A 12,060-nucleotide genomic window follows, 5' to 3' on the forward strand; every position below is an offset into this window, starting at 1 on the left:
TACCTAAAGCGAATGATTAAACACTTTATAAGTTAGTTCAATGATGAATTGGCATTTATAGGAAAATAAAAAACATCGTTCAAATAGGCTCGACATTCTCATACATTTCCACGACAGATAAATTCAGCGCTAAACAATAGAATTTTCTCATCAAACATTTTGGGAATAACGGTATGAACGACTATAGAAATGCATTACTGGCGTTACCTTTGATTCTGTTAGCGGGCTGTAATTCAAGCTCTAACTCAGGTAAAGCTGCCACCAAAGTGCAAGCAAAACCTCAAGCAGATTACGTATTTTCATCAGCGAAACTGGGTGAGTTGTATAAAGAGCGACAAGAGGTCCAAGAATCCATAAAACTTGATTACAACGGTGTGCAGTATGAAATCGTTCTGTTTGCGGAAGATATTAGTGATAAGCAAAAAGTGGTTAGGCTTGCGGATAGTTTAGGTCAGAGTGTGGATCTGTACCTCCCTGATGCAGGGACTGACGATTGTGCGATTTACAGTGAGGGTAAGTTTTTTGATTCATTTGATTGTGGTGTTGCTCAACGTTCAATCGGCAATGACACCACGTTAATTAACACGACGACGAATACTCATAAACCCGTCGAGCTTGAGTATCACAATGAACTGGTTCAATACGTGACTAGCCTTGGGTCTACCATTCTGAGTACCACTAAAAGTGGGAACAAGGTAACGATAACCACCTCGTTTGCTTTCAACGCTTTTTACCGTGATGTGCTCAACGAGACTGGCGCTGTTGATCGCATTACTTCCACTCTAGGCGCATCAACCTATTCTCAGCTTTTTGATATCGTGAAATTGTATCAAGGCAGTGAGATGACGTTGAAGTTTACCAACCATATTGGTGGAAGTGCCGACGATGATATCAATATGTACACCGGTCGCATGATCCACAGTAACAACATGACGACGATCGTAACGCCTACGGGGTCGGTGTTCTCTGGCGGCACGGATCTTTTCGCTGCGGGTAACCCACGAGTTTTGCAACGAGCAGATACCACTAAAGCCATTGAGCTTAATAAGCAGGTTGGTGTCCACAGTTGGGCTGAGGATGATAAAACAGCCAAAGACTTCCCATACACGAACGAAAGCCATCGCAAGCAAGCGACCTACTTTAAAAAGGTAATGGGAGACAAAGGAATCGACTTCTATATCTTCACGTTGGATTCTGCTCCGGCTTCTGGCGAACACTGGGTGACTAAGGCTGAGTCAGATAAATACGGTTTCATCACACGCATTGAGTAGCTTAGGCTTGCAATAACATTAGAAACGACTGAGAAGGTTGGTGATGACGCTGTTGTCGCCAACCTTTTTTGTTTATTTTTTGATTCGTTACCTGTGTTGATTGTGGATTTCCTTGTCTTAAATTTCAGTATGAAAATTCCTTGATACTTCCTTTCCACTCCCTCCCCAAAAAGTTTCTACAAGGACTCTCACTGATTGATTCTTGAACTTTCTAAGCAAAAACATTTGACCAATAACTATCATACCTCAAATCTTTAATTGTTTTTCATTAGTGCTCTAAATGATATTTAATTTATTGTTTTATAATGATTTTTGTTGTTTTGAATGCTGTATTGTTACGAGTTTGCTTTAAATAATCATTTGAACCCTAACTAAATTTCTGTCATTTTATATTTAACTGAACGTTCAATATAAAATAAAAGGACTGAGAAATGCCGAAGGTTGGGATGCCTGATATACGTAAACCACAGCTTGTTCAAGCCACCATGACGGTGATTGATCGAGTGGGTTTGCATGCCGCGAGTATTGCGTTGATCAGCAAAGAAGCGGGAGTCTCCACTGGCATTATTAATCACTATTTTGGCGGGAAGCATGGGCTGCTCGAAGAGACCATGCGTGAAATCCTTCGCCAACTTTCTAATACCATCACGACTTCACTAAAAGCGCTTCCTGTTGATGCTCACCAACAGAGAATCAACGCGATCATCGATGGTAACTTCGAAGGTTACCAAGCAGAAAATAAGGTCGCGAAGGCGTGGTTGGCATTTTGGTCATATTCAATGCATGACGAGCAGCTGAAAAGACTGCAACGTGTGAATGAAAAACGTTTGATTTCACACTTACGTCTTGAGTTGAAAGGTATTTTGAATCATGAACAAGCGGATCTCGTTGCTCACGGGATTGCGTCTCTGATTGATGGTTTGTGGCTGAGAGGCACACTAAACCCAGATGGTATCGATGCTCAAAAGGCGCGTGCCATCATCAATGATTATCTAGATAAACAACTGACGTTCTACTCGTGCAGTACCAAATAGAACGCAGTGTTAGAACTAGAACAGCACTAGAACGACCAATACTTACACCCAAAATTCAAACTAGACCAGTAGAGTCTAATAACAATAATTAAGTCAGAATCTCAAATGGAAATGAACTCGTTATACATCGATGGCGCAGCGGTTAAAGCAACCTCTGGTGAAACCTTTGATAGCATTAACCCTGCCAACGGTGAACCTATCGCGACCTTAGGCCAAGCATCTTCAGCAGATGTCGACAGTGCTATTGAATCTGCGAAACGCGGGTTTGCGGTATGGTCTGCAATGACCGCTGTGGAACGCAGCCGCATTCTGTTGAAGGCAGTGGAAATACTTAGAGCTCGAAATGATGACCTTGCAAACCTTGAGGTTGTTGATACGGGCAAGCCGCTGCAAGAAGCAATTGAAGTGGATGTGGCGTCTGGTGCTGATGTTATTGAATACTTTGCTGGCTTGGCACCAACGCTACAAGGCGACCAACAACCGCTGAGCGAATCTCAATTTTTCTACACTCGCCGCGAGCCGCTAGGCATCTGTGCGGGCATTGGTGCGTGGAACTACCCTATCCAAATCGCGATGTGGAAATCGGCTCCGGCATTAGCTGCGGGTAACGCGATGATTTTCAAGCCTTCAGAAGAAACGCCGCTAACGGCGCTCAAGCTTGCTGAGATATTTACCGAAGCTGGTCTTCCTGATGGCGTGTTCAACGTGGTTCAGGGCGATTACCGTGTTGGTCAGATGCTAACGGCGCACCCAGATATCGCGAAAGTATCGTTCACGGGCGAAACCGGTACCGGTAAAGCGGTAATGGCAGATAGCGCTAAGACGCTGAAATCAGTCACCATGGAACTTGGCGGCAAGTCACCGATGATCGTGTTTGATGATGCGAAATTGGATGATGCAGTTTCAGCTTCGATGGTGGCTAACTTCTACACCCAAGGCGAAGTGTGTACTAACGGTACTCGCGTTTACGTTCATGAAAATATCTACAACGATTTCATCGACCAACTTAAAACACGCACTGAAAAGCTCATCATTGGTAACCCAATGGACATGGAGACTCAGATCGGCGCGTTGATTTCTAAAGAACACCTTTCAAAAGTCCTTGAAGCCATTGAGCTAGCTAAACAGTCGGGCGCAACCCTGCTGACGGGCGGCTATCAAGTGACAGACAACGGCCTCGAAAACGGTAATTTTGTTATCCCAACCGTGTTTGTGGATTGCGAAGACAACATGCCTCACGTTCAACAAGAGATCTTCGGCCCTGTGATGTCAGTGTTGAAGTTTTCGGACGAAGACGATGTGATTCGCCGTGCAAACGACACCAAATACGGCCTTGCGGCTGGTGTGTTCACGCAAAACCTTTCTCGTGCGCACCGTGTTATTCACCAAATGCAGGCGGGTATTTGTTGGGTTAATACGTGGGGTGACTCACCAGCAGAAATGCCAGTTGGGGGTTACAAGCTTTCGGGTATTGGCCGTGAAAATGGACCAGAAACTCTACTTCACTATACGCAGACTAAGAGCATTCTTATTGAACTTGGCGACTACGCCAGCCCTTATGCCTAACGCGTAACACTCAATTTTATGGGTTAGCTTAACAGAGCTAGCCCTACTGACTCATCTCAGGGAAATCAAAACATGGAACAACGCTACGATTATATTATCGTCGGCGCGGGTTCGGCCGGCTGTGTGTTAGCGGATAGGCTAACGGAAAGCGGTGAACATAGCGTTTTATTACTGGAAGCTGGTGGCACGGATAAGAGTATTTTTATCCAAATGCCAACCGCGCTTTCTTACCCAATGAATACTGAAAAGTACGCTTGGCAATTTGAAACAGAGAAAGAACCGGGCCTTGATGGACGTGAACTGCACTGCCCACGTGGCAAAGTGTTAGGCGGCAGCTCATCGATCAACGGCATGGTTTATGTTCGTGGCCACGCGTGTGATTTTGACCAATGGGAAGAAGAGGGTGCAGCGGGTTGGAACTATCAAGCATGCTTGCCTTACTTCCGCCGCGCTGAATCATGGAACAAAGGTGGTGATGAATACCGTGGAGACAATGGCCCTGTCGGCACTTGTAATGGTAACGATATGGAGCTCAACCCGCTTTACCAAGCGTTCATCGATGCAGGTAAAGACGCCGGTTACCCAGAAACACAAGACTACAACGGCTACCAGCAAGAAGGCTTCGGCACTATGCATATGACGGTAGACAAAGGTGTTAGAGCCTCAACCTCTAACGCTTATCTACGTCGAGCATTGAAGCGTTCAAACCTAACCTTGAAGAAAGGTATCGTGGCGCGTCGTTTCTTACTTGAAGCACAAGACGCACAAGACACAAAAGGCCAATCAAGGCTGAAAGCCGTTGGTGTCGAGTTTGAAAAGTCAGGCAATACTCAAGTGGCTGTAGCGAACAAAGAAGTGATCTCTTCTGCGGGTTCTATCGGTTCTGTTCAACTGCTGCAGCTTTCTGGTATCGGCCCGAAAGCCGTGCTTGAAAAGGCCGGCATTGAGCTTAAACACGAGCTGAATGGCGTAGGTGAAAACCTTCAAGATCACCTAGAAGTGTACTTCCAATATCACTGCAACGAACCCATCACGCTCAACAGCAAGCTTGGTTTAGTCAGCAAAGGCATGATTGGTGCAGAATGGATTTTGACTCGTAAAGGCCTTGGTGCCACTAACCACTTTGAATCGTGCGCGTTTATTCGTTCTCGCAAAGGATTGAAGTGGCCAAACATTCAATATCACTTCCTACCAGCAGCGATGCGTTACGACGGACAAGCGGCCTTTGATGGTCACGGTTTCCAAGTACACGTTGGGCCTAATAAGCCAGAGAGTCGCGGTACGGTTGCGATCACTTCTGCTGATCCGCATGCCAAGCCAGAGATCATTTTCAACTACATCTCGACTGAACAAGATCGCCAAGATTGGCGCGATTGTATTCGTCTGACGCGTGAGATTTTGTCTCAACCTGCGATGGATGTGTATCGAGGAAAAGAGATTCAGCCGGGTCTAAATATTACTTCCGATGAAGCAATTGATGAATGGGTTAAGCAGAACGTTGAAAGTGCTTATCACCCTTCATGTGGCTGCAAAATGGGTTCAGATGATGATCCAATGGCAGTGCTTGATGAAGAGTGTCGCGTTCGCGGTGTCGATAATTTACGCGTTGTCGACTCATCGGTTTTCCCAACCATTCCAAACGGCAATTTGAACGCCCCGACCATTATGGTTGCCGAGCGTGCTTCCGATTTGATTTTGGGTAAGCCAATGCTCAAAGCGCAGGACGTTCCAGTGTGGATTGCACCTGAGTGGCAAGAGAAGCAAAGAATAAATAAACCAGTAAGAGAAGCGTAAGCCTCTGTTATTAGTTCAAAAATAGAAAGTAGTTCAAAAATAGAAAAAGCAAAAAGTAACAACAAAAATTAGTCAAAAGTCAGAAGAACTGCTCTCTATCGGTGTTGATATCGAGCAGAAAAAGGAAAGATAAAAAGGAACCATTATGACGACTCTAAATATTCAGAACATGACCACGAAAACGTTAACAGCACTAGCCATTAGTTCATTTGCATTTGGTGCTAACGCTTCTATTGAACCGCAGCAATGTGAAAACGTTCGCTTCGCTGATGTAGGCTGGACTGACATTACCGCAACAACCGCCGTTACTTCTGAACTATTAAAAGGCCTTGGTTACAAAACCAAAACCGACCTACTTTCAGTACCGGTGACATACTCTTCAATGGCGAACGGCGATATTGACGTATTCCTAGGCAACTGGATGCCAACCATGGAAGGCGATATTGCTAAGTACCGTGAAGAGGGCACGGTTGAAACCGTTCGTGCCAACCTTGAAGGCGCAAAATACACGCTAGCCGTACCAAAATACGTGTACGACTCAGGTGTAAAAAGCTTCGCCGACCTAGCAAAACATGCCGACAAATTTAAAGACCGCATCTATGGCATCGAGCCGGGTAACGACGGTAACCGCCTAATACAATCAATGATTGATTCAGACGCGTTTGGCTTGAAAGATTTCAGCCTAGTGGAATCAAGCGAAGCGGGCATGGTGTCGCAAGTATCTCGCGCTGCTCGTCGTAGCCAGTGGATCGTTTATCTAGGTTGGGCGCCGCACCCAATGAACAGCAATGTTGAGATGGAATACCTATCAGGTGGTGACGACTTCTTCGGCCCTAACTACGGCGGCGCGAATGTTTACACCAATGTTCGTTCAAACTACCTGTCTGAATGTGCAAACGTCGGTCAACTTCTGCAAAACCTAGAGTTCACACTAGAGATGGAAAACCAGTTGATGGAAGAGATTCTTAACCAAAAAGTGAAGCCAGAAAAAGCGGCTCAACAATGGTTGAACAATAACCCTCAACAAGTTGAAGCTTGGTTAGACAACGTAAAAACGCATAAAGGTGAATCAGCGACTCAAGCGGTTACTGAATACCTAAAACAAGTTAAAGCTTAGTTCTACCTATCTCAACAGCTACATAAATAATAAAGGTGGGCTTGCCAATTTATCGATTGGTTTGAAGTAGCCCACCCATAATAAAAGGCAATATTGTGAATTTTATTACGGAAAACAAAATCCCTGTCGGACAATGGATGGAAGCGGGTGTTGATTGGCTAACAATCAATGCAGCAGGCTTTTTTGATGCTATTTCTATCTTTTTAGAAACCGTCATTATGTTTTTAGTCGATGTATTTAAGTGGATGCCGCCTGCACTGCCAATCGTGATGACTGCTGCGATTGCATGGTACTTACACCGTAAACCTTCGCTGGTGATCTTTGTGGTCGCAGCACTGCTGACTATTCTTAACCTTGGCTATTGGCAAGAAATGCTGGAAACCTTTGTTCTCGTCTTTGCGGCGACAACGATTTCCGTATTAATTGGCGTACCGGTTGGCATCATGGCTGCTCACCGTCCTTGGCTTTATACAGTTTTGCGTCCAATCCTTGATTTGATGCAGACAGTCCCAACTTTCGTTTATCTGATTCCAACTCTGGTTCTATTCGGCTTGGGTATTGTTCCTGGCTTGATCTCGACCATTATTTTCGCGATAGCTGCACCGATTCGTTTAACCTACTTAGGGGTAACGAAAGTCCCTGAAGAGTTGATTGAAGCGGGTAAAGCCTTTGGTGCGAGTCGCATGAAGTTACTATTGAAAGTAGAACTACCAGCCGCTCTACCAAGCATCATGGCGGGTGTAACCCAATGTATTATGTTGTCGCTTTCGATGGTGGTTATCGCCGCACTTGTCGGTGCTGACGGACTTGGTAAACCTGTTGTTCGTGCATTGAACACAGTGAACATCTCACAAGGTTTTGAAGCCGGGTTGGCGATTGTATTAGTCGCTATCATTCTTGATCGCTTGTGCAAAACACCAAACCAGAAGGAAGCTTAATCATGTCTAACTCTCAGGGAAAAAAGACAATGGACGCGATTACCATTAAGAATCTCGATGTTGTGTTTGGTAATAAATCGAAACAAGCGCTTGAGCTACTCGACCAAGGTAAAACTCGCCAAGAGATCATTGATGAAACTGGTCAAGTTGTCGGCGTAGATAACGTGTCGCTGACGGTGGAAGAGGGCGAGATCTGTGTGTTGATGGGTTTGTCTGGTTCTGGTAAATCATCTTTGCTTCGTGCAGTTAACGGCTTGAATGAGATCAGCCGTGGTTCATTGGCGATCAAAGATGGAGACAAGCAGGTTGATTTAGGTGAACAGTGCGACGAAGCGACCTTGCGTCATCTTCGTACTCACCGCGTTTCTATGGTGTTCCAAAAATTTGCCCTAATGCCTTGGTTAAACGTGTTAGATAACGTGGCGTTTGGTCTAGAAATGCAAGGCGTAGCCAAAGATGTTCGTCGTGCTAAAGCGCGTGAACAACTTGAAATGGTCGGCCTAGCGGAATGGGAAACCAAATTTCCACATGAGCTTTCTGGCGGCATGCAGCAACGTGTTGGTTTGGCGCGTGCGTTTGCAATGGACACCGACATTCTGTTGATGGATGAACCGTTTTCGGCGCTTGATCCACTGATTCGTGCTCAGCTGCAAGATGAACTGATCACGCTGCAAAACAAACTCAACAAAACGATTCTGTTCGTGAGTCACGACCTAGATGAAGCACTGAAGATTGGCAATAACATTGCGATCATGGAGTCAGGCAAACTGATTCAACACGGTAAGCCTGAAGAGATCGTGTTGACGCCAAAAACCGAATACGTAAAAGACTTCGTTGCTCACACTAATCCATTGAATGTGCTAAAAGGTCGCTCTTTAATGCAGCCTCTTGATTCACTGACGCAAGAGAATGAAAGCTGGAAGATCTGCGATTCTAAAGATCTCTGGATTGAACAGAGTGAAGGTGCTTTATCGGTGAAAGGTGAATCTACCTTGGCGCTTGTTGAGTGGAGCGAGTCTGACGACCTAACTGCGATTAACGCGTCTAGTGTGGTAGTGACAAGCCCGGAGATTGGTATGCGTGATGCGATTAAGCTTAAACAGATCAGTAACCACCCAATTCTGTTGGTTGAAAACAATCAATTGGTTGGGATTTTGGATAACAGCGAGTTTTACAACGCGCTAACGGGTAACTTTCAGATGAATACCGCTGCGTAAAATTTCGTTTTTCAGCTTAGCTATTGAGGCTGGTTTTTTATTGGGTGGAGAGGATTAAATCTCTCTACCTCTATGATTATTAAAATATATTATTCTTTGAGTTTGTATTCTCTGGTTCATTATTTTTGTCTTCATTGAAGCTTTCATTCCCCCTTCATTAAGCAAAAGTGCCGTACCACGCAAGTTTAGTGGTATAGAAAAGATTGAGAATAGTATGAACATCAGTACAATGCGGAAAAATCAATGAAGTAATTTATCAATTTACAGTGTAATTCGAGCATGCGTGACGTAATCACTCGAGACATTTCATCGCTTCGACGCTGTAAAACCATTCACAGTATATTAGTACAAAGGTCTGCATCTTGGACAAACATGACGAAATCCTGGTCGCTATTCGCCAAATTATTCGCGCTATCGATTTACACTCGAAGAAGCTGAGTAAAGAGTATGGTTTGACTGGCCCTCAATTAATCTTAATGAGAGCAATCCAAGAAATGGGTAATGTGACAATCAAAGAATTGTCTAATCAGACCAATGTAAGCCAAGCAACGACGACGACGATCATCGACCGTCTTGAGTTAAATGGCTATGTACAACGAGTACGCAGTTCATCGGACCGCCGTAAAGTACACGCGAACCTGACTGAAAAAGGTCAAGAGTTGCTAAACAATGCGCCACCGCCGCTGCAAGATAACTTCGTTAAAAAATTCCAAAATCTAGAGACGTGGGAGCAAAGCTTACTGCTTTCTTCGATGCAGCGTGTATCAGCAATGATGAACGCAGAAGACATCGACGCTGCTCCAGTGCTTCAGCTTGAAGGCATTGCAAACGTAGCCAAAAGCTAACGTTAGTTTTAAATTGTCTATTTAAAACAAAAACTTAAAGAGTTATTAAATGGTCGCATTAAGCGGCCATTTTTGATCTCACCATGTGAGATTTCTCGTTATACCGCCTGTTCGTTACCCCCTCCTATTTTAAATCGCCCTGGGTTTTAACCTACGTTGTAACCACCCTATTTATTTGTATTCAAAAATGCATTGACGATTCTCTGACAATAAAAGTATAGACCGACCGGTCTGCTTTGTATTATTGTGTGCTCATCTTAACCACGAGGTGATGTATGAAATACGAATTGACGCCAACACAAATGACCATGACGTTGAACAACATGCAGGGAGCTTTTGCACAGAACCCGATGCCAGCGGTATCGGTGAGAATTGAGCAGTTGCTTGCACTTAAATCTGCGCTTATCGATTACACAGATCGTTTGTGTTCAGCCGTGAGTGAGGACTATGGTCACCGCAGTCGACAAGACACTTTGATGGCCGACATATTGCCTTGCATCGGAAATATTGATCACAGCATTGAGTGTTTACCTCATTGGTCGACATCTTCGATTCGTCATTCCGGCCCTTTGCTTTCAACCTCTCGTGTTGAAGTGGTTTATCAACCCAAAGGCGTCGTCGGGATTATTGCTCCGTGGAATTTCCCGATCATGTTATCCGTCGGCCCGCTTATTTCGGCGTTGGCAGCGGGCAATCGTGCCATGATCAAGATGAGTGAATTTACCCCAGCGACGAACCAAGTATTAAGATCGCTATTGGCGGAAGTTTTCCATGCCGATGAGGTGTGCTTGGTTGAAGGTGAGGTAGAAATCGCAGCCGCATTTTCGGCGTTGCCGTTTGATCATCTTCTGTTTACAGGGTCAACCCAAGTGGGTCGCCAAGTGATGAAGTCAGCGGCTGATACGCTAACCCCAGTCACGCTAGAGCTGGGTGGAAAGTCGCCGGTTATCGTGGCAGAAGACATGCCGATCGATATTGCGGTAGAGCGAATTATTTATGGTAAAAGCTCAAACAACGGCCAAGTATGTGTCGCTCCAGATTACGTGCTACTCCCTGAAGATAAGCTCGAAGCCTTCATTCTGGAGTACAAAAAACAATACCAACAGCTGTTTGATGAAGGGATCTACTCTGAGGGTTTAACCTCGCTCATTAACCCTCGCCAATGTGAGCGTATTGTTGGTCTGTTGAATGAAGAGCAGCAAGCTGGGACACGAATCGTTGCTTGCCATGACGAAGCGATGGACCTAGATACTCATCGATTGGTGACACATTTGATCGTTGAACCAAGCCTGTCATCCAAAGTGATGAACGAAGAAATTTTCGGCCCATTATTACCTTTGATTACGTATCGCAATGTCGAAGAGGCGTTCCAAGTCATCAATAGCAAACCAAGGCCGTTAGCACTCTACCTGATGAGCTTTGATTTGAGTTTACAGGCTCAGGTTAAGCATCAAGTTCACTCCGGTGGTATGTGTATTAATGACTGTGTTTTTCATTTAGCGGTTGATGACGCGCCGTTTGGTGGCATTGGTGAATCAGGTCAAGGCAACTATCACGGTAAAGAAGGTTTCCTGACTTTCTCCCACGCCAAAACAGTCTTGGAAACGGGTTTAGATCATCGAGTTAAGCATCTGTTTTCAAAAGAAGACAACGAATTAAAAACAGCAGTGATGGGCATGCTTGGCCAGTAAATCACTGTTGGTATGACACTGTTTATTTTTCAAAAAGTTATTTTCACGAAATTATTTTAAGAGGTTACTTTTATGTTGGAACGTTTTTTTGAACGTACGATCAAATCGTATTTGATGATTACAGGTTTCTTAACGGCGACGGCTTTTTCCACTTTCCTAGCGCCTGATTGGAGTATGCAGACGCTGTTCTCGTACAACGATACCATGATGGAAAACAAAGAGTATTTGCTCGGTACTTATCAACACTGGGGTGTGGTGGTTGGCTGTATTGGTGTGTTGTTGATGTTCTCGGCGAAGTACAAATCGCTGCGTACCTCAACCATGATTTACAGCGCATTTGAGAAGTCGATGTTTGTTGGCATCTTCTTATACAACGTGTGTATCAACGATTATGAGTGGTTCTATGGCTGGAGCGGCGTGTTTGCGCTCGATGGATTTGTGACCGTTTATTCTTTGGTTTATCTGTACTACTACCTCACTAGAGATAAGAGTAAGGTCCCAGCTCACCTTCGTTAATCGTTAACCGTTTGTGAGTTGCTCAGGGTGAGTCAATGACACTTCTTTAATGATCAATAGCTTACTTATGA

General features: G+C 44.7%; 10 protein-coding genes. All 10 read left to right on the forward strand.

Annotation, left to right across the window (positions count from 1 at the left end; genetic code table 11):
- Positions 1 to 173 precede the first annotated feature (173 nt).
- The 10 genes from AB6D06_RS12890 to AB6D06_RS12935 all read left to right on the forward strand — a co-directional run bounded on the left by AB6D06_RS12890 (position 174) and on the right by AB6D06_RS12935 (position 11,989).
- A complete protein-coding gene (locus AB6D06_RS12890) occupies positions 174 to 1,271 on the forward strand; it encodes an alpha/beta hydrolase (RefSeq protein ID WP_102428883.1) in 1,098 nt (365 codons plus the stop codon).
- A gap of 431 nt (positions 1,272 to 1,702) precedes the next feature.
- The gene (betI, locus tag AB6D06_RS12895; RefSeq protein ID WP_048610022.1) at positions 1,703 to 2,305 is read left to right on the forward strand and encodes a transcriptional regulator BetI; all 603 of its coding nucleotides are present in this window, start codon (positions 1,703 to 1,705) and stop codon (positions 2,303 to 2,305) included.
- Positions 2,306 to 2,410: 105 nt separating this feature from the next.
- Entirely contained in the window at positions 2,411 to 3,871 is a 1,461-nt protein-coding gene (gene betB / locus AB6D06_RS12900; protein ID WP_137001589.1) for a betaine-aldehyde dehydrogenase, read from the forward strand.
- Positions 3,872 to 3,943: 72 nt separating this feature from the next.
- Positions 3,944 to 5,665 carry a choline dehydrogenase gene (gene betA / locus AB6D06_RS12905; protein WP_372110406.1) on the forward strand — a complete coding sequence of 574 codons (1,722 nt, stop codon included), beginning with the start codon at positions 3,944 to 3,946 and terminating at the stop codon, positions 5,663 to 5,665.
- Between the two features lie 145 nt (positions 5,666 to 5,810).
- Positions 5,811 to 6,782, forward strand: a complete 972-nt coding sequence (locus tag AB6D06_RS12910; RefSeq protein WP_372110407.1) for a choline ABC transporter substrate-binding protein — start codon at positions 5,811 to 5,813, stop codon at positions 6,780 to 6,782.
- 95 nt (positions 6,783 to 6,877) lie between these two features.
- Complete coding sequence (gene choW, locus AB6D06_RS12915) at positions 6,878 to 7,720, forward strand: choline ABC transporter permease subunit (protein WP_048610272.1); 843 nt, start codon at positions 6,878 to 6,880, stop codon at positions 7,718 to 7,720.
- A gap of 2 nt (positions 7,721 to 7,722) precedes the next feature.
- Positions 7,723 to 8,937, forward strand: a complete 1,215-nt coding sequence (gene choV, locus AB6D06_RS12920; protein ID WP_372110409.1) for a choline ABC transporter ATP-binding protein — start codon at positions 7,723 to 7,725, stop codon at positions 8,935 to 8,937.
- 362 nt (positions 8,938 to 9,299) lie between these two features.
- Positions 9,300 to 9,782: a MarR family winged helix-turn-helix transcriptional regulator gene (locus AB6D06_RS12925; protein WP_004732429.1), complete on the forward strand. Its 483-nt coding sequence runs from the start codon at positions 9,300 to 9,302 to the stop codon at positions 9,780 to 9,782.
- A gap of 275 nt (positions 9,783 to 10,057) precedes the next feature.
- Positions 10,058 to 11,473: a coniferyl aldehyde dehydrogenase gene (locus tag AB6D06_RS12930; RefSeq protein WP_372110411.1), complete on the forward strand. Its 1,416-nt coding sequence runs from the start codon at positions 10,058 to 10,060 to the stop codon at positions 11,471 to 11,473.
- Between the two features lie 72 nt (positions 11,474 to 11,545).
- Positions 11,546 to 11,989 carry a hypothetical protein gene (locus tag AB6D06_RS12935; RefSeq protein WP_372110413.1) on the forward strand — a complete coding sequence of 148 codons (444 nt, stop codon included), beginning with the start codon at positions 11,546 to 11,548 and terminating at the stop codon, positions 11,987 to 11,989.
- Positions 11,990 to 12,060 lie beyond the last annotated feature (71 nt).

The organism is Vibrio sp. 10N.239.311.G01 (genome assembly GCF_041465805.1).
In the GTDB taxonomy this organism is placed as follows: domain Bacteria; phylum Pseudomonadota; class Gammaproteobacteria; order Enterobacterales; family Vibrionaceae; genus Vibrio; species Vibrio crassostreae_C.

Excerpts from the sequence above, each read along its gene's own strand:
- betB (WP_137001589.1), top strand. The coding sequence starts at position 2,411 with ATGGAAATGAACTCGTTATACATCGATGGCGCAGCGGTTAAAGCAACC.
- choV (WP_372110409.1), top strand. The coding sequence starts at position 7,723 with ATGTCTAACTCTCAGGGAAAAAAGACAATGGACGCGATTACCATTAAG.
- betA (WP_372110406.1), top strand. The coding sequence starts at position 3,944 with ATGGAACAACGCTACGATTATATTATCGTCGGCGCGGGTTCGGCCGGC.
- AB6D06_RS12935 (WP_372110413.1), top strand. The coding sequence starts at position 11,546 with ATGTTGGAACGTTTTTTTGAACGTACGATCAAATCGTATTTGATGATT.
- AB6D06_RS12910 (WP_372110407.1), top strand. The coding sequence starts at position 5,811 with ATGACGACTCTAAATATTCAGAACATGACCACGAAAACGTTAACAGCA.
- AB6D06_RS12930 (WP_372110411.1), top strand. The coding sequence starts at position 10,058 with ATGAAATACGAATTGACGCCAACACAAATGACCATGACGTTGAACAAC.
- AB6D06_RS12890 (WP_102428883.1), top strand. The coding sequence starts at position 174 with ATGAACGACTATAGAAATGCATTACTGGCGTTACCTTTGATTCTGTTA.
- betI (WP_048610022.1), top strand. The coding sequence starts at position 1,703 with ATGCCGAAGGTTGGGATGCCTGATATACGTAAACCACAGCTTGTTCAA.